Source organism: Herbaspirillum sp. SJZ106, from assembly GCF_006715495.1.
In the GTDB taxonomy this organism is placed as follows: domain Bacteria; phylum Pseudomonadota; class Gammaproteobacteria; order Burkholderiales; family Burkholderiaceae_D; genus Herbaspirillum.
In genome coordinates this window covers 153,826-172,325 of sequence record NZ_VFNI01000003.1, presented here as the reverse complement: position 1 = coordinate 172,325, position 18,500 = coordinate 153,826, and the positions used below count along the sequence as shown (strand labels likewise).

Sequence of the window (18,500 nt, the reverse complement as noted above, 5' to 3'; positions counted from 1 at the left end):
GGCCGAGGCTCATCAATAATTAGGGAGGTAATGCATGTCTTATTCCACATCAGCCGCACTCGATCCGGTATCGGGCGCCGGCTGCAACCCATCCGCGATGGATGCCACCTATCGCAAGATCGCCTGGCGCCTGATTCCGTTTCTGGTCTTCCTGTTCGTGCTGGCCTGGATCGACCGCGTCAACGTCGGCTTCGCCAAGCTGTCGATGCTGCAGGACCTGCAATTCTCCGAAGCCGTCTACGGCCTGGGCGCGGGCATCTTCTTCATCGGCTACTTCCTGTTCGAAGTGCCCAGCAACCTGCTGCTGGAAAAGATCGGCGCACGCAAGACGCTGGCGCGCATCACCATCCTGTGGGGCCTGGCCTCGATGGCGATGGCCTATGTCACCACCCCGACCAGCTTTTACATCCTGCGCTTCCTGCTGGGGGTGTTCGAAGCCGGCTTCTTCCCCGGCGTGGTGCTGTACCTGACCTACTGGTTCCCGGCCCAGCGCCGGGCCCGCGTCAACGGCCTGTTCATGACCTCGTTCGCCATCGCCGGCGCGGTCGGCGGCCCGATCGCCGGCCTCATCATGAGCGGCATGGAAGGCGTCGGCCACCTGGCCAACTGGCAGTGGCTGTTCATCATCGAAGGCATTCCCTCGCTGCTGGCAGGCCTGGCGGTACTGGCCTGGCTCCCGGAAAAACCGGCCAACGCCAAGTGGCTGTCGGACGCCGAAAAAGTCGCCGTGACGCAAACCCTGGCCGCCGAGAACAGCGCCCCCGGCAAGCACTTCTCGTTCAAGGACGCCTGCGCCAGCTACCGCGTATGGATCTGCGCCGCCGTGTACTTCTGCGTGGTCAGCGGCAACGCCACCATCGCCTTCTGGGCGCCGTCGATCATCAAGGAGATCGGCATCAAGGGCAACCTGCAGATCGGCCTGATCTCGGCCATCCCGTTCATCGCCGGCACGCTGGCCATGGTGTGGAACGGCATCCACTCCGACAAGACCGGCGAGCGCCGCATGCATAGCGCCATCGCCACGCTGATCGCCTGTATCGGCCTGGTGGCCACCGGCCTGACGCTGGGCAACGCCGCCGTCGCCCTGTGCTCGCTGACGGTCGCCGCCATCGGCATCCTGGCCGCGTTCCCGGTGTTCTGGTCGATCCCCGGGGCGTTCCTGGCCGGCACCGCGGCCGCCGGCGGCATCGCGCTGATCAACTCGATCGGCAACCTGGCCGGCTTCGTCGCGCCGTACATGATCGGCGCGCTCAAGACCAGCACCGGCTCCTTGTCTTCCGGCCTGTACTTCGTGGCCGCGCTCGAATTCCTCGCCAGCTTCCTGGTGGTGGTGTTCATCAAGAAGCAGTAAGCCGCATCCCGCATTTCAGCTTTCCCCCGCCGGAACCGCGCGGTTCCGGCGTTTGATTCACGCAATCGTTATTGAATATTGAAGCAACCGCCATGAAGCTCTCTTTCTCCCTCCCCGACGACGGCGCCGTGAGCGCCGACATCCACACCCTGGTCATCGCCGGCTGGGCCGGCCGCGACATGGCCGCCATCGAACACCACATCGAAGAACTGGAAGCCCTGGGCATTTCGCGCCCCAGCGCGGTGCCGCTGTTCTACCGCGTCTCGGCCAACCAGCTCACGCAAGCCAACGACGTGCAGGTGCTGGGCTTTGAGTCCTCCGGCGAAGTCGAAACCTTCGTCTTCAACGCCGGCGGCGAGCTGTATGTCTCGATCGCCTCCGACCACACCGACCGCAAGCTGGAAGCGCACAGCGTGGCCTTCTCCAAGCAGGCCTGCGTCAAGCCGGTCGGCACCGGCGCCTGGAAGCTAGCCGACGTGGCCGAGTACTGGGACGAGCTGGTGATCCGCTCCTGGATCGAAGAAAACGGCGCCACCGTGCTGTACCAGGAAGGGCCGTTGTCCTCGCTGCGCACACCGGCCGACCTGATCGCCCGCTTCACCGACGGCAGCGCCGTGCTGCCCGAAGGCTGCGGCATGACCTGCGGCACCGTCGGCGCCATTGGCGGCATCCGCCCGGCGGCCTCCTTCACCATGGAATTGTTCGACCCGCGCCGCGGCCGCTCGCTGCGTCACGCCTATGTGGCGCAGTCGCTGGCTGAAGTGGCCTGATTCATCGCCCTGTGCCATTCATGTCGCCCCTGCTTGCGCGGGGACGACCGCCCGCCTGGTGCGCTACACTCTCCCCCTCCATCGACTGCACGACAATGCCGACCATGCTCCCCACACTCTCCCGACTCGCCGCCGACCTCGCGGCTGGCCGCACCACTTCCGTTGAATTGACCGAACAGGCGCTGGCCAAGATCGCCGACGCCAACGGCGAAGGCGCGCGCGTGTTCACCAGCGTCTATGCCAACCAGGCGCGCGCCGCCGCCAAAGCGTCCGACACGCTGCGCGCGGCCGGCCTTGCCCGCTCGCCTATCGATGGCTTGCCGGTCTCGGTCAAGGACCTGTTCGACGTGGCCGGCGAAACCACGCTGGCCGGTTCGGTGGTGTTGCGCGGCAAACCGGCCGCCGCCGCCAACTCGGTAGTGGTGCAGAACCTGATCAACGCCGGCGCCATCGTGATCGGCAAGACCAACATGACCGAGTTCGCCTATTCCGGCCTGGGCATCAATCCGCATTACGGCACCCCGAAGAATGCCTGGCAGCGCGACGTGGATGGCGGCCGCATCCCGGGCGGCTCATCCTCGGGCGCCGCCATCTCGGTCACCGACGGCATGGCGTTTGCCGCCATCGGCTCGGACACCGGCGGCTCGGTGCGCATCCCCTCGGCCTTCAACGGCCTGACCGGCTTCAAGCCGACGGCCTCGCGCGTATCGATGAAAGGCGTGCTGCCGCTGTCGGAATACCTGGATTCGATCGGCCCGCTGGCCGCCTCGGTCGAGTGCTGTGCCATCATGGACGCGGTGCTGTCCGGCGAAGACTACGCCGCCCCCATCCCCCATCCGCTGCGCGGCCTGCGCCTCTTGGCGCCGACCAATGTAGTGCTGGACGGCATGGACGAGCAGGTTGCGGTCGCTTACCGGGCAGCATTGGCCAAGCTTTCCGCCGCCGGCGCCGTGATCGTCGAGCAGCCGCTGCCGGCCTTCGGCGAACTGGCCGCGATCAACGCCAAGGGCGGCTTCACCGCCGCCGAGGCCTATGCCTGGCACCGCGAACTGATCGCCGAAAACAAGGCAGGCTACGACCAGCGCGTGGTCTCGCGCATCCTGCGCGGCAAGGACATGGGCGCGGCCGACTTGCTGGACGTGATCCACGCCCGCCGCCGCTGGATCGCCAACACCGAAGCGCAACTGGACGGCTTCGACGCGCTGGTGATGCCGACCGTGCCGGTCGTGGCGCCCAAAATCGCCGACCTGCAAGCCAGCGACGACGCCTACTACGCCGCCAACGGCCTGATCCTGCGCAACCCGACGCTGATCAACTTCCTCGACGGCTGCGCCATCTCCCTGCCTTGCCACCAGCCCGGCAACGCGCCGGTCGGCCTGTCGCTGGCCGCGCCCGGCGGCCAGGACCGCCGTTTGCTGTCGATCGCGCGGGCGGTCGAAAGCCTGCTGGCTGCCTGATACCCGCACGCCAGTTCCCCTCGCGCCGCCGTCCGCCGACGGCGGCGCACCGCCCTCGCAGCCGCGCGCCGGCCGCCAAAACACCTCATTTCCAAAAAGCAATTTTCTGCTTGGCGCAATTTTCATTAGAATGCGCAGTTGGCACCGCATGCCGCAGGCTCTCTGACAGGTTCTCAAGGCCGGCATGTGCTGTCATTTTGGCTACACATTGATTTGCGGCCGCTCTCCGACCAGACCCAATCTCACCTGCATGGCAACCAAGAAAACATCCCCGTCCGATTACAGTGAATCATCGATCCGCGTCCTCAAGGGCCTGGAACCGGTCAAGCAGCGCCCGGGCATGTACACCCGCACCGAGAATCCGCTGCACATCATCCAGGAGGTCATCGACAACGCTTCCGACGAAGCGCTGGGCGGCTACGGCAAGAGCATCATCGTCACCCTGAACGCCGACGGCAGCGTCGCCGTGGAGGATGACGGCCGCGGCATCCCGGTCGGCCGGCACCCGGAAGAACAGGTGCCCACCGTCGAGATCGTATTCACCCGCCTGCACGCCGGCGGCAAGTTCGACAAGGGTTCGGGCGGCGCCTACGCATTCTCGGGCGGCTTGCACGGCGTCGGCGTGTCGGTCACCAACGCGCTGTCCACGCGCCTGGAAATCACCGTCTGGCGCAAGGACGAGCAAGGCAATGCCGTGCACACGCTGGCCTTCTCCGGCGGCGACGTGATCGAGAAACTCCGGTCACGCCCGGCCGGCCGCGACGACAAGAAATCCGGCACCCGCGTCACCGTCTGGCCGGATCCCAAATATTTCGACTCGCCCACTATCCCGCTGGGCGAGCTGCAGCGCCTGCTGCGCTCCAAGGCGGTGCTGCTGCCGGGCGTGAAGGTCACGCTGGTCAACGCCAAGAGCGGCGATACCCAGACCTGGCAATACGACCAGGGCCTGCGCGGCTACCTGATGGAACAACTGGCCCAGTCCAGCAACAGCGAACCGCTGATCCCGCTGTTCGAAGGCGAACAGTACGCCGGCCGCGATGCCGAAGGCTTCGCCGAGGGCGAAGGCGCGGCCTGGGTCGTGGCCTGGACCGAGGAAGGCGCCGTGGTGCGCGAGTCCTACGTCAACCTGATCCCCACCTCCAACGGCGGCACTCATGAATCCGGCCTGCGCGAAGGCTTGTTCTCGGCGGTCAAGAGCTTCGCCGAGATGCACTCGCTGCTGCCCAAGGGCGTCAAGCTGCTGGCCGAAGACGTCTTCGCGCGCGTGTCCTTCGTGCTGTCGGCCAAGGTGCTGGATCCGCAATTCCAGGGCCAGATCAAGGAACGCCTGAACTCGCGCGACGCCGTGCGCCTGGTGGCCGGCTATTCGCGCCCGGCGCTGGAGCTGTGGCTGAACCATCACGTCGACTACGGCAAGAAGCTGGCCGAGCTGGTCATCAAGCAGGCGCAAAGCCGCCTGCGTTCGGCGCAGAAGGTCGAGAAGAAGAAGTCGTCCGGCGTGGCCGTCCTGCCCGGCAAGCTGACCGATTGCGAATCCTCCGACGTGTCGCGCAACGAACTGTTCCTGGTCGAGGGCGACTCCGCCGGCGGCTCGGCCAAGATGGGCCGCGACAAGGAGTTCCAGGCCATCCTGCCGCTGCGCGGCAAGGTCCTGAACGCCTGGGAAACCGAACGCGACCGCCTGTTCGCCAACAACGAAATCCACGACATCGCGGTAGCCATCGGCGTCGACCCGCACGGCATCAACGACACGCCCGACCTGACCGGCCTGCGCTACGGCAAGATCTGCATCCTCTCCGATGCGGACGTGGACGGCTCGCACATCCAGGTGCTGCTCTTGACGCTGTTCTTCAAGCATTTCCCCAAGCTGATCGAAAACGGCAACATCTGCGTGGCGCGCCCGCCGCTGTACCGCGTGGACGCCCCCGCGCGCGGCAAGAAGCCGGTGCAGAAGCTGTACGCCCTGGACGACGGCGAGCTGGAGGCCATCGAAGACAAGCTGCGCAAGGACGGCCTGAAGGAAGGCGCCTGGACCATCTCGCGCTTCAAGGGCCTGGGCGAGATGAACGCCGAACAGTTGTGGGAAACCACCATGAACCCCGACACCCGCCGCCTGCTGCCGATCGGCTTTGGCGAACCCGGCGTGCAAAGTACCGAAGAGCGCTTCACCATGCTGATGGGCAAGGGCGAAGCCGCCTCGCGCCGGGCATGGATTGAGGAACACGGCAATGAGGCCGAGGCCGATATCTGATCGCCCCGCCCCGACATGACCGACCGAACACAGATTACTAGCAAAGCTCCATGACCGAACAAGCCAACCTGTTTGACCAGACCCCGCCCCCGCCGGACGGCGACTCGCTGACGCTGTCGACCTTTGCCGAGCGCGCCTACCTCGACTACGCGATCTCGGTGGTCAAGGGCCGCGCCCTGCCCGACGTCGCCGACGGCCAGAAGCCGGTGCAGCGCCGTATCCTGTACGCGATGAACGAGCTGGGCCTGAACGCCACCGCCAAGCCGCGCAAGTCCGCCGCCGTGGTCGGCGACGTACTGGGCAAGCTGCACCCGCACGGCGACCAGTCGGTGTACGACGCGCTGGTGCGCATGGCGCAGGATTTCTCGCTGCGCTATCCGCTCATCGACGGCCAAGGCAACTTCGGCTCGCGCGACGGCGACGGCGCTGCGGCGATGCGTTACACCGAAGCGCGCCTGACGCCCATCAGCAAGCTGCTGCTCGACGAGATCGACATGGGCACGGTGGAGTTCCAGCCCAACTACGACGGCTCCACCGAAGAACCCAAGCTGCTGCCGGCACGCCTGCCCTTCCTGCTGCTCAACGGCGCCTCCGGCATCGCGGTCGGCATGGCCACCGAAATCCCCTCGCACAACCTGACCGAAGTGGCCAGGGCGGCGGTCGCGATGATCCGCAATCCGAAGATCAGCCATGCCGAACTGATGGCGCTGATCCCCGGCCCCGACTTCCCCGGCGGCGGCCAGATCATCACGCCGCAATCCACCATCGCCGAGATGTACCAGAGCGGCCGCGGCAGCCTCAAGGTGCGCGCACGCTGGAAGATCGAAGACCTGGCGCGCGGCCAGTGGCAGGCAGTGATCACCGAACTGCCGCCGGGCGTCTCCTCCCAGCGCGTACTGGAAGAAATCGAAGAACTGACCAACCCCAAGGTCAAGCTGGGCAAGAAGACGCTCACGCCCGAGCAGCAATCGCAAAAGGCAGCCATCCTCGGCCTGCTCGACGCCGTGCGCGACGAATCCGGCCGCGACGCCCCGGTGCGCCTGGTGTTCGAACCCAAGTCCAAGAACCAGGACCAGACCGAGTTCATGAACACGCTGCTGGCCCAGACTTCGCTGGAAAGCAATGCCTCGCTCAACCTGGTGATGATCGGCGGCGACGGCCGCCCGCGCCAGAAGGGCCTGGCCGACATCCTCGGCGAATGGATCGGCTTCCGCTTCGAGACCGTCACCCGCCGCACGCAATTCCGCATGCAGAAGGTGAACGACCGCATCCACATCCTGGAAGGCCGGGAAGCGGTGCTGCTGAACATCGACAAGGTCATCAAGATCATCCGCGAGTTCGACGAACCCAAGCCGGCGCTGATCGCCGCCTTCAAGCTGTCCGACCGCCAGGCCGAAGACATCCTGGAAATCCGCCTGCGCCAGTTGGCGCGCCTGGAAGCGATTAAGATCCAGCAAGAGCTGGCCGAACTGCGCGGCGAGAAAAGCACGCTGCAAGACCTGCTCGACAACCCGGCCTCGATGAAGAAGCTGGTGATCAAGGAAATCGAAGGCGACGCCAAGCAATACGGCGACGAGCGCCGCACCATCATCGAAGAAGCCGAACGCGCCACCTTCGAACAGAAGGTGATCGACGAACCGGTCACCGTGATCATCTCGCAAAAGGGCTGGGTGCGCGCGCGCACCGGCCACGGCCACGACGCCGCGCAATTCACCTTCAAGGCCGGCGACGGCCTGTACGGCGCCTTCGAATGCCGCACGGTCGACAACCTACTGGCCTTCGGCTCCAACGGCCGGGTCTACACGATCGCTGTGAATGGCCTGCCCAACGCGCGCGGCGACGGCGTGCCCGTCACCACGCTGGTCGAACTGGCCAGCGGCAGCAACATCCTGCACTACTACGCCGGCCCGGCCGACGCCACGCTGCTGCTGGCCTCCGACGCCGGCGTGGGCTTTGTCGCCAAGGCCTCCGACATGTTCGGCCGCGTCAAGGGCGGCAAGGCCTTCTTCACGCTGGACGAAGGCGCCCTGCCCCTGGCTCCGCGCACGGTAGCAGCCGACGCCGGCGCCGTAGCCTGCCTCTCCGGCAACGGCCGCCTGCTGGTGTTCGGCCTGGACGAAATGAAGACGCTCTCCTCCGGCGGACGCGGCGTGAACCTAATGGAACTGGAGAAGAACGAAAAGCTCCTGGGCGCGCAAGCGATCAGCCAGAAGGGAGTCGTCGTCTACGGCATCGGCCGCGGCGGCAAGGCGCAGGAAGTGTCGTTGTCGGCGGCCGCGCTGGGCGTGCATATCGGCAAGCGGGCGCGTAAGGGGAAGGCGTTGGAGTCTAAGCTTAAGCCTGCGGGGTTGCGTGCCGAAACGTAATTGAACGTCCCCAACCCCAGTAATGAAAAACGGCTCCTAAATCAATCTCAGGGGCCGTTTTTCTTAAATTAGATGTTGATATCGCGGCCGGCCGCGATGATCAGGGCGGACATTATTGCCACTGTGTTGCGGGATCAATAGGGCTTGGTATTGTCGAATTGGTAGCCCTTTTGTTGCATACAAGTGTCTAGTCTCTCACGCTCTTTTTTATACTCCCTATCAAAATCAACGTCGCGCATCCCTGGGACTTTATAAACGCCATATTGACCATCTTGCCCTCCTCCACACGCCATCCAATCTCGCTGCCATTCCTCTTTTGTTACGCCAGGCTTTTCCCAATATTGGCCGTAGGTTTTGGGATGAAGCAATCTGTAAGTTGCTTCATCACTTAAACCACAGGTTGCTGTCCCTCCAATACATAGCAAACCACAGCCAGCAATGGAGGTGCATAACGCCACAATCGCACCAATGTGTAACATCTTCTTCATTTCATTCCCGCCTTTAAAATCGTGAGCACCGCATTCCACATCGCCGGCGGCAAGAATGCCGACGATGGGGGCGGTCAGGAACAGGCTCTCGGCTGGCCCCATCAGCAGGCGCCCCAACGTCAGCACGGCGATGCTGCTCAGCGGATCGGCAAGATTGTTTCGTCTGTTTCCTCATAGCCGCCGACAACACCGCATTCGTTCCCGAAATTCAAAAATCTAAATTTCAGGGTCTTCAAATTCGGTCCAGGCGAAGTAACGTCCATTTTTTTTTATTACATCAGGTGGTTGATAAAGAGCCCCCCGTATTGTGTTGTAAAAAGGGGCTGAAATTTCCACATACCCGTCTAATACGCCTTCACGAATTTCCCAATTATGAGGATTAGGGTGGTGATACGGCAATGACAATTCCCCATCTAATACTGCATTAACTAATGGCAGATCATATTTCAAAAATCCAAATGGATCGTTATTCGGATCGACAGTCAAAAGCCATTCTTTGAATTCAATAGCAACACGCTTTAACTTCACCGGATCAATTTCCAGCCATCCGCCATACTCACCATCTAATTCGGCCAGCTTGCGCATTGTCACACTCCTTCTTTATTTCGCATCAATACTATTGATTTTCACCGGAGCCGTAAATTGGTTCTGCCGGAGAAGGTGCTGCCGATCTGGTTGCTGTAGCTGCTGGCGTCGTCCGCCTGGATAGTGGAGCCGGAAAGAATCCCGCTGGAGCTATGCTGGTGCTGGTCGCGCGCACTGGCCGATTCGTTGGCTGTGCTGATGTTGATGTCGCGACCAGCAAGGGCGGCTTTGGCCACTACCTGCGTACCTTGGGTATTCAGGCCGCGTCCGACGCTGATGGTGATGTTGTTGCCGGTGATTTCCTAGCAAAACGGCTCCGGATAAATTCAGGAGCCGTTCTTTTATGGACTCGCGGCACGCGATTACTGCCAAGCCCCATTTAGTTCACTATCAAGAACGATAGAGTTGATCGCTTTGATCCGTCTATTCCGCCTTCACGGTATGCGCCTCATGATTCCCGATGTATCCAGATCGAATTGCTGTTGGCTACCAACCAGGAAAGCTGACCGCATTTTAGTAAGAATTTTTGGGCACCCAGGATAGCCCATGCGTGTTGGCTTGATTGGTAATCGATCAAATTGCACCAGACTCAGGACGTCACCCGCATCTTTACGATATAGCTCAACGACGCATTGTCTTTTGGCGCCGCCCCCAAAGAAAGCAGGCAATTCACTTTCCGATTTAAGGTAACGGTTCTCCGTTCGAAGCACATATTGCTCACCCTGCTGCGGCAGGAAACGCAAATTGATTTCGCAGTATTCGTTGTAGTCGACTCTCTTGTATCGAAGTACCTGAGGGCCGCTTGCGGGAATCAGAACTTGCTTGACCGGCTGTTTTTTTTCATTGCCGGCACGAGAATACTTTACCGCATGCAGAACCGAAAATTCGAAGCAATCGTCGGAATCACTTTTCCCATACGACATTTCGACTTCACCTGTTTCTCGCCCAAACTCAATGGATAAGGAAGCACTCGACTCGCCGGACTGTGGCGCCTGATAAGGTGCCACGGATGCGCAACCCGCAAGTATGAACGGCGACGCGACTACCAGATGAAACAACTTCATTCTCGATACACTCCTGTACATTGTAAATAACAAAATCCTCTGCCTTTCCTCGGCCCTTCAACGTGTACAACTACGCTTCACCGGAACTGGGGAAATACAAAGCGTCATCCGAAGTTTTCTAGCTAAATAAAAATCGGCAAGATCCCGAACGTATATGATATTTCGCCATTGAGCGTGTAGATTCCCCCTCTTCCAATACCATCTCCAGCGCCACTGAGCACCATCTTCCTTCTGAAAATTTTTTGAATATTTGAGGCTGTGAATCAAGCTTTCTTAATCTCACTTATCAGATTCAACCTTGTATTCGCCACGCGCAGATTTACATCCGATAGTGTCTTTAAAAGTCTGATATGAACAAGTATTTGGATAGCTTTTAGGTGTCGATATAAACGTGAAACCCTTTTTCAGCATACAAACATCTTCTGCATTGTATTGATCCTTCAAAGACAACCCGTTCATTACTTTCTCAACTTTCCGCCCACAATCCCTAAGCTCTGAGGCCACTTGATCAACTGAAATATTATCCCTCCCCCACATTAGGCGACGTGGTGCCATAGGTTTATCCATATCCATGATGGCGGCGATACACCCACTTATATTGCCTAAAGCCAGTAGCAGTACTACATTTCTCACGAAAATTAAAAACTTATCGACATTCATCTTTTACTCACATGTTAGGTGTCGGTGAGACTAAAATTGGCGTACTTATTTTTCCCTTGCCCCATATTTCATCTATTCTCAGTCGAATAGGATTTACGTCGCCATTGGTCAATCTTTCCGGCGGCAAATACCCCGTATAAGCCCCATGCGAATCAGGAAATGACGTTGTATTTCCTCCCGTCGCTTCATTCCCTCCGATCATGGTTCCCACCGGATCATTCTTGTGCGTGGATTGGTATACAACACCTTGTCCGCCAGTGGCTTGATCAACGAGATTGGCCATACGCTCAGCGTTGGCCGCAGCGCCATTGAAGGTTACGCTGCCTATTGCCACATCGACGCCTCCCCGATTCAATTGTTCTGCAAGCGCGTTACTGCTAGTCAGACTGCCACGACTATGATCGACTTCAATTACCACACCGCCTTGTGCTTTTACTTGTTCGCGTATGTCAATATTGGCTTCGCTGGAGTTACTGACCGGCAGCGCCGCGCCTAGCACTTCATTGAGCTTGTCCCATCCCGCATAGAGCACTTCTGCCACTGGATTGCCAGTATACGGATTGATAATCACGTAGACGCCTTGCGCATTCGCTACATCGCTGCTTTGTTTGGCTGCATTTTCCAAGGCCTGTTCTTCTGTATTCATGATGCCATGGTTATATACGTATAGTTTTCCATCAACAGTTTTGATATCGTCCAGATCCACTTGCGTGTTTTGGCAATTTTGCCCTCCACTATCGCATTTCTGTAACAGGATTTTCTTATCGGCTGTCGCTGATTTGATGACACGACTAATCGTTGCGGTCCATGCTTGCTTGACGAGCTCCTGTGTAATTTTCGCCTGAGCTTCGACATCTTCCTGTAATTGCTGGCCGTCCCATTTTTTAACAAGCGTATTGCTACTGTCCTTGTCGCTTCTGACAGTGGCGTCTCCAGCAATACCGGAAACGCCAGACTTAGTCATGCTGGCCTCACTACCGCTTTCATTGGCCCAACCTACGCCCACTCCATTCAAGGCGATGTTGCCACCGCCATATCCGCCACCAGCACTGACGCTCTGGCTCTCCGCCTTGTACTCGCTCTTGTTCTGGATGTCGCTCATCGTCAGGCTGGCGGTCTGGAATTGGTTCCTGCCTTCTTCCACTGCCTTATCCGTGCTGGCGATCTTCGCGCCCTTGAGGTCAGTATTACCGGCGACATTGACCTGAAATCCGCCGTCGCCGGCATTGATGGCGCTTTGTTCAATCACGCTCTGATAGTTGCCATCCACCTTGCTCTGGCTGGCACTGATGCTGCCGGAGAAACCGCCTCCAAGACCGACCGACACACTACCGCCCAAGCTTTGCTGCTGGCTCTTGTAGTTACTGGTGTCCTGCAAGCTCTCAATATTCAGGTTCCCTCCAACATTGGCGATCACCTGGTTGCCCGCAGCGACCGCGCCCTTGAGCGTCATGTCGCCGCCCGAAGCCATGGTCAGCTGGTTGTTGGCAGTAATGTGCGTGTTGCTATAGTCGCTGTCGCTGCCATCACCCTTGCCACGGCTGCCCGAGGCGCTGGCGTTGAACATCACGCCGGAAGTGCCGATGGACACGCCTACGCTGGCCGAACTGCCTTTGTTGGTGCTGTGTTCCTCGTTGGTGTTGCGCTGGGCCAGCAAGTTGATCTGATTGTCGGCGATCAGGTTGATGTTGGTACCCGTCACTTCGCTGCCAACAATCGTCAGGTTGCTGTCCATGCCTGCACCGGTGGCAGCGATTGTGGTCGTTCCTCCCGAAGCCACCGTCGATGCGGCCGTGGTGGTGCTGCTTTGCACGGTCTTGCTCTGGTTGCTTGAGCTGCCAAGCGAGATGGCCAGGTCAATGCCTCCAGCCGGCGCGGCACTGCCGGAAACCTGCGCAGCGGCATTGGCCAGCGTCAATGCAGTAGCCGCATCTGCCAGCATCTTGGCGCGTCCATTCTTGGTCTTGCCCTTGGATTCCTGCAGCGACATCACCGACTGGATAGCGGAAATCACCGGATTAGTGACCTGTACCGTCACGCCCTGTTGCTTGAACAGTGTTTCCTGAATGTTCTGTTCGGTATTGATGCCGGCAAGGATGTCGACCTGCTTGCCGACAATGCCTACATCGCCTTGGGGCGCGATGACATTACTGGCTATTTGGCTGTAGCGGTTGCCAGCCACCAGCACCACGTTGCCGTCTGTCGCGCCAACAGTCGACGCGCTTTCGGTGCTGCTGTTATGGGCGAAATTGCTGCTTTGCATCTTGCTGCCCACCGTCACACCCAACCCACCACCACTGAAGACCCCGGAAGTGGTTTCCTTTCGGTAATGCGACTCGCTGCTGGTATCAGTGGCGGCGACGATGTTGATGTCATTGCCTGCGGTGACCTGCGTGCCTTGAGTGGACACCACATCGCTGCCGGTGATGTTGGCATCCCGACCTGCAGCCAGCACGGTAGTGTTGCCGGAGAAGGTGCTACCGATCTGGTTGCTGTAGCTGCTGGCGTCGTCCGTCTGGATAGTGGAGCCGGAAAGAATCCCGCTGGAGCTGTGCTGGTGCTGGTCGCGCGCACTGGCCGATTCGTTGGCTGTGCTGATGTTGATGTCACGGCCGGCGGCGGCGGCCAGCGCGGCCTCGGCCACGACCTGTGTCCCTTGGGCGTTCAAATCGCGCCCGGCATTGATGGTGACGTTGTTGCCAGTGATCTGCGTGGCTACATCCTGGCTGGCGCTCAGGGTGGCCCGGTTTACGCCGCTCTCGGTCGTACCATGCGCGCCGTTGGATTGGTCGACGAAGTTCGGGCCGGTCAGCGCACCGATCCAGTTCGAGGCGCCGCTGTCGCTGGCCCAGTTGATCTCCTGGCGGTAGCCCTGGTTGACCGTGCCGAGATTGACGTCGCGGCCGGCCGACAATGCCACATCGCCGGTGGCCCCGATCACGGCGGCGTTAGCAACGAGATCGCGCCCGGCCGCGATCGTCAGATCCTTGCCGGTGACACTGGCGACCTGGCTGATGTTGGCGCCGGTCGTAACAGCATTGGCTGTTTCGACGCGTGTACTGTTGATGTTGATGTCACCATTGGCGGCCAGTACCACACGATCGCTGCCGTCAATGGCGCCGCCCAGGTTGTTGATATCAGTCGCCGCCGACAACACCGCATTCGTCCCCGAAATACGCCCGCCCAGGTTCTGGATGTTATCCGCCGCCAGCGAAACGGTCTGGCGCGCGGCGATGGTGCCGCCGCTGTTGACGATGTCTTGTGCGGTCTGGAAGGCTACGTCGTTGCCGGCGATCAGCGTGCCCTGGCCGGTGACCTGGACGTTGGAGGCGCGCAGGTAGACCTGCGGCACCAGCACTTCCTGCGTGCTGCCGTCGGCCAGTGTCACGGTCTGCTTGACCATCCAGACGATGTCGGCTGTGAGCTGCGCGATCTGGGCGTCGCTCAGCGCCACGCCGACGGTGTAGTTGAAGGCCTGGGCCTGTTGCACGCCGGCGTTCATCAGCGCCATGTATTGCGCTTCATTGCTGGTGTAGCCGGCCAGGTAGCGCTGGCCGATGGCTTGCTGGATTTGCTGCTGCACCAGTTGCTGCTCGTAGAAGCCGTCGCCGAGTTTCTTGATGGTGCTGTCGGGCGTGCTTTGCAGCTGGTTGAGCATGAAGTCGGAGGACAACCAGCTGCGGTAGTTGGTGAACTGCGGATCGGTCTCGACCAGGTAGCGGTTGCCCGGCGCGGTGTCGATGCGGTACAGCGCGTTGTTGGGCAGCGCGAGGTTGAGGTTGGCGGTGCGGATGCTGATCGCCGCGGCGCTCTGGCCCGACGCGCCGGAGACGGCGGCGGCTACCGCCTTGACCGTATTGTTGCGGTTGGGCCCGGCGCCGCTGGTGGGCGTGATGTCCAACTGGAAATTGGTGACGATGGTCTGCGACTGGTAAGGCGCGTCGTCGTAGCGGCGGTCGTCGGCGCTGAAGGTGTGGCTCTTGATGTAGGTGTAGCTGGCCGAGCCGGTCGAGGTCACGCTCTGCACGCCCAGCGGGCCGGTGTTATTGATCGCGGTGCCGTTGACGCTGTCGCCGGCCACGGTGCCGCCGGCGATGATCTGGCTGGCGTAGTTGTTCACCGCGCCGGCGGCCAGCGTCATGTTGCCGCCGGAGGTGATCATGCCGGGGTCGCTCTTGGTGACGACGGTGCGGGTGATTTGCTCGGTGCCGTCGTAGATGGTCCATTCGCGGGCTGAACGACTGCGTACGTTGTTATTGAACGCATCGATCTTGTCGTTCAGAACCTGCAGGGTGGCTATGTATGCGTCATATCGGGGTTTCCAGGCTGCATACGCAGACTGCCACGCTGCATACTCCGCCGGATCAACCGGGATGGAAACGCAGGAGTCGTAGCACATTTCGCCCGGCTGTGGTGGCCCCCCGGGCCCTGCCCCTGGGTCTACTGGCGGCGTCACGCCCATCACCGTCCAGATCCGGTCGCTGCTCTCGTAGTTGATGATGGCCGGATGATAGGTGATGGTCGATTCCCCACCATTGCTTCCCTCTTGCCAATCGGGCACATAAGCTGGCGCAATGGCATTGTCCCCGTATTTGACGCCTTTGGAATAAGTGAAGGGAGGTCCATAACGCTCCACGGGGTAGGCATCCGATGGCAAGATCAGGCGGAAATTGTCTTCATCGCCCATGTCACGCCAGTTATAGGGGCCGACCACCTGGCCGGAGCCGAGATTGACCAGCCGCGCCGAATTGCCGTCGATCAGGTTGGAAGACCCGTTCAGCCGATACGTGATGATGCGGTTGCCCGGCCCGACCTGGTCGGTGGTCTCCAGATGCGCGTTGGTGTTGTTGATGGTATTGGCGGCAATCGTCAGGTTACCGTCGGCGTTGATGGTGGCGCTGCTGTTGTTGATCTCGCGCGCCATGCCGATGGCTTTTTTCGACGCGTCGAGCGCGCCGCCGATGACCATGTCGCCGGCCGAATAGATCAGTGCGTGTTCGCTGTTGTTGATGACGCCGGCGCCGATGTCGAGCCGGTTGCGGGCGGCGATCACCGCGGCCGTGGTCACGCCGCCAACCGTTTCGGCCACGTTGTTGAGCACGTCGGCGCCGATGGCCACGTTGTCGCCGTAGATGCGGCCGGTGCCGATGTTGTTGACGGTGCTGCTTTCGATGACCGTCGTGCCGCCATCGATCAGGCCGCGATTGGTGAAGGTGTGGACGTCGGTCGCCTTCAGGTTGAGCGTACTGGCCACCAGCGATCCGGCGGCCTGGTTATCGATGGTGGCGGCGGTCAGCGCCAGTTTGCCGCCAGCGGCGACCGCCCCGGCATTGGCGAAGGTGCCGGCGGTGGAGACGATGGCGTCGCCGCTGGCGGCAATCTGTCCGGTGTTGACGATCGAATCGGTCAGCGCGATGTTCAGGTCTTTCTGGCTCAGCACCTTGCCGTTGCCGGCCAGCGCGCGCGCGGCGATATCGAGCTGCCGGGCGGCGACGATAGTGCCGCCGGCGTTGTCCACGGCCAGCGTGCGCATGGCCTGCGTGGCCTGCATGTCGGTGATGGCGAGCTGGCCGGACGATGACAGCAGGCCGGCCGTGTTATCGATGCGGCCGCGCGCCTCCAGCGTGAGCGCGGCATCGGCGCGCATCGCGCCCTGGCGGTTCGATACGTCCTGGGCGTTGAGCGCGATGGTTGTGCCTTCGATGCCCTGCTCCTGCCCCTGCGTGTTGTCGTTGCGCAGCGTGGCTGCCTGCACCGTGACGGCGCCATCGGAGCGCAGCAAGCCGCCGCTGTTGTCCGCCGTGCCGCCTGCGGCATTGATGCTGAGGCCGCCCTTGGCCTGGATCTTGCCGCCGGCATTGGTGATGTCCGTGGCATCCAGTGTCGCCAGCGCGCTGGCGCCGATGACGCCGGCGCTGTTGTCCACCGTCGCCGCCGCGATCGCCAGGTTGCCGCCAGCGCCCAGGTAGCCGCCCTGGTTGACGACGGCGCCGGCGGTCATGGTCAGCGCGCCCTGGGCGATGATGCCTTGCGTAGCTCCCGAGTTCGTATTCGCCACGGTCTGGCCGTTGGCATCGATGGCGATGTTGCCGAGGGCCTGCAGCAGGCCGGCGTCGTTGTTCAGATTGCCGCTGGATACCGTCAGGCCGTCTTGCGCCACGATGTTGCCGCGCACGTTGCTGAAGGCCTGGCGGCGGCTGTCGAGGGCGATATTGGCGGCGCCGATCGCGCCGCCGTTATTGTCGATGCCGCCGGCGGCCAGCGACACCGTCTGGGCTGCTTCGATGCGGCCCCGGTTGATGGCCGGCCCGTCGCTGGCAAAACTGAGCGAGCCTTGTGCCGAGTTGATGCTGCCGCGGTTGTCCAGCGCACCCGCGGTGAGCGCCACCGCGCCGTTGGCGCCCATGCCGCCGGTATTGGCGATGGCGCCGGTAGTTTGCATGGTCAGCGCTTGCGTGGCCGTCAGGGCGCCGCTGTTTTCCAGGCGTCCGTCGGCAGTGACGACGGCGTCGCCCGCCGCCGCGCCGATGATGCCCTGGTTGCGCACGCCCACGCCATGCTCGGTCGACGCCAGGTAGATATGGCGCGCATACATGCCGCCCAGTTGCGCCACGTCGATGGCCACAGCCGGCGCCGCGTCGCCGGGCGGCACGCCGGGGGTGACCTGGTCGTGGCCGGCGCTGACCGTGTTCAGGCCGGCCGACACCTTCAAATCCTGCGCCCACACGCCGGCGTTGATGCGCACCGCGCGCGCGATGATATCGGCGTAGTCGCTGCCGCTGGCGTCCAGCCCCGCGCCGTCCACCGTCACCACGCCGCCGGCCACACGATAAGCCTCCAGACTGCCGCCAGAGATCACCGGCGTACCCGTGGTCAGCGTGGCGCGGTTGGCGTTGATGAAGCCGCAGCCGGAGCAGGTGATGCCGGCCGGGTTGGCGATCACCACCTGGGCGCGGTCGCCGGCCACTTCCACATAGCCGCGCAGGTAGCTGGGATTGGCTGAATTGACCTGGTTCACGATCACGCGGGCCGTGCCTGTGGCCAACCAGGGATTGCCCTGCACATAACCGCCCAATTGGGTCTGCACAGCGCCGCGGGAATTATTGAGAATGGCGCCGTTGGCGTTCACATCGAACTGGCGATAGGCGTTGACCGACACGCCGGCGCTACTGGGCGTCTGGATGTTGACCACCGGCACGCCATTGCCGCTGGACAGCACGGTCGGCTGCTGGTTGCGCGGGGCATTGCGGTCGCTATAGATCTGGGCATGCGCCACCACCGTATTGAGCGACATGGCCAGCGCCACGGCAAGCAGCGAAAAGCGCAGCGCCCGAGGCAGCTCGGCGGCTACGCCGGCAGGGTTCGCAGAGTGGGTGGATGATGTACCGCTGATGGTGGATGCGTTTTCTGCAACGGCCATGAACTGGCCCCGGCGTCGGTTGAAGACGACCTTGTAGCGCTGACTGTTCAAACTGATACCCCTTGGATTTTTTCTTTTTTGATCTTCG

11 protein-coding genes are annotated in these 18,500 nt (G+C 61.6%); 5 read left to right on the top strand and 6 right to left on the bottom strand.

From position 1 onward, the window contains the following. The first annotated feature begins 34 nt into the window (after window positions 1–34). The 5 genes from FB598_RS10605 (at window position 35) to parC (ending at window position 8,195) form a co-directional block, all read left to right on the top strand. A complete protein-coding gene (locus FB598_RS10605) occupies window positions 35–1,351 on the top strand; it encodes an MFS transporter (RefSeq protein ID WP_141914709.1) in 1,317 nt (438 codons plus the stop codon). 92 nt (window positions 1,352–1,443) lie between these two features. Next, window positions 1,444–2,121: a DUF2848 domain-containing protein gene (locus FB598_RS10600; RefSeq protein ID WP_141914710.1), complete on the top strand. Its 678-nt coding sequence runs from the start codon at window positions 1,444–1,446 to the stop codon at window positions 2,119–2,121. Window positions 2,122–2,225: 104 nt separating this feature from the next. Further along, window positions 2,226–3,578 carry an amidase gene (locus tag FB598_RS10595; RefSeq protein WP_141914711.1) on the top strand — a complete coding sequence of 451 codons (1,353 nt, stop codon included), beginning with the start codon at window positions 2,226–2,228 and terminating at the stop codon, window positions 3,576–3,578. A 250-nt stretch (window positions 3,579–3,828) separates the two neighbouring features. After that, the gene (locus tag FB598_RS10590; RefSeq protein ID WP_141914712.1) at window positions 3,829–5,829 is read left to right on the top strand and encodes a DNA topoisomerase IV subunit B; all 2,001 of its coding nucleotides are present in this window, start codon (window positions 3,829–3,831) and stop codon (window positions 5,827–5,829) included. Window positions 5,830–5,879: 50 nt separating this feature from the next. Next, entirely contained in the window at window positions 5,880–8,195 is a 2,316-nt protein-coding gene (parC, locus tag FB598_RS10585; RefSeq protein ID WP_141914713.1) for a DNA topoisomerase IV subunit A, read from the top strand. Between the two features lie 134 nt (window positions 8,196–8,329). Here the strand turns inward: parC and FB598_RS10580 are convergent, their stop codons facing one another. The 6 genes from FB598_RS10580 to FB598_RS10555 all read right to left on the bottom strand — a co-directional run bounded on the left by FB598_RS10580 (window position 8,330) and on the right by FB598_RS10555 (window position 18,463). Further along, the gene (locus FB598_RS10580) at window positions 8,330–8,809 is read right to left on the bottom strand and encodes a hypothetical protein (RefSeq protein WP_141914714.1); all 480 of its coding nucleotides are present in this window, start codon (window positions 8,807–8,809) and stop codon (window positions 8,330–8,332) included. 90 nt (window positions 8,810–8,899) lie between these two features. Further along, the gene (locus FB598_RS10575) at window positions 8,900–9,268 is read right to left on the bottom strand and encodes a hypothetical protein (protein WP_141914715.1); all 369 of its coding nucleotides are present in this window, start codon (window positions 9,266–9,268) and stop codon (window positions 8,900–8,902) included. A 41-nt stretch (window positions 9,269–9,309) separates the two neighbouring features. Then, complete coding sequence (locus FB598_RS10570) at window positions 9,310–9,504, bottom strand: hypothetical protein (RefSeq protein ID WP_141914716.1); 195 nt, start codon at window positions 9,502–9,504, stop codon at window positions 9,310–9,312. A 198-nt stretch (window positions 9,505–9,702) separates the two neighbouring features. Then, window positions 9,703–10,332, bottom strand: a complete 630-nt coding sequence (locus tag FB598_RS10565) for a hypothetical protein (protein ID WP_141914717.1) — start codon at window positions 10,330–10,332, stop codon at window positions 9,703–9,705. 279 nt (window positions 10,333–10,611) lie between these two features. Further along, window positions 10,612–10,992, bottom strand: a complete 381-nt coding sequence (locus FB598_RS10560; protein WP_141914718.1) for a hypothetical protein — start codon at window positions 10,990–10,992, stop codon at window positions 10,612–10,614. A 7-nt stretch (window positions 10,993–10,999) separates the two neighbouring features. Further along, window positions 11,000–18,463: a hemagglutinin repeat-containing protein gene (locus tag FB598_RS10555; RefSeq protein WP_183405740.1), complete on the bottom strand. Its 7,464-nt coding sequence runs from the start codon at window positions 18,461–18,463 to the stop codon at window positions 11,000–11,002. Window positions 18,464–18,500 lie beyond the last annotated feature (37 nt).

What these genes read in the sequence shown, in the direction of transcription:
- FB598_RS10560 (WP_141914718.1), bottom strand. Translation starts at nt 10,992, where the DNA reads ATGAATGTCGATAAGTTTTTAATTTTCGTGAGAAATGTAGTACTGCTA.
- FB598_RS10565 (WP_141914717.1), bottom strand. Translation starts at nt 10,332, where the DNA reads ATGAAGTTGTTTCATCTGGTAGTCGCGTCGCCGTTCATACTTGCGGGT.
- FB598_RS10600 (WP_141914710.1), top strand. Translation starts at nt 1,444, where the DNA reads ATGAAGCTCTCTTTCTCCCTCCCCGACGACGGCGCCGTGAGCGCCGAC.
- FB598_RS10605 (WP_141914709.1), top strand. Translation starts at nt 35, where the DNA reads ATGTCTTATTCCACATCAGCCGCACTCGATCCGGTATCGGGCGCCGGC.
- FB598_RS10575 (WP_141914715.1), bottom strand. Translation starts at nt 9,268, where the DNA reads ATGCGCAAGCTGGCCGAATTAGATGGTGAGTATGGCGGATGGCTGGAA.
- parC (WP_141914713.1), top strand. Translation starts at nt 5,880, where the DNA reads ATGACCGAACAAGCCAACCTGTTTGACCAGACCCCGCCCCCGCCGGAC.
- FB598_RS10590 (WP_141914712.1), top strand. Translation starts at nt 3,829, where the DNA reads ATGGCAACCAAGAAAACATCCCCGTCCGATTACAGTGAATCATCGATC.
- FB598_RS10595 (WP_141914711.1), top strand. Translation starts at nt 2,226, where the DNA reads ATGCTCCCCACACTCTCCCGACTCGCCGCCGACCTCGCGGCTGGCCGC.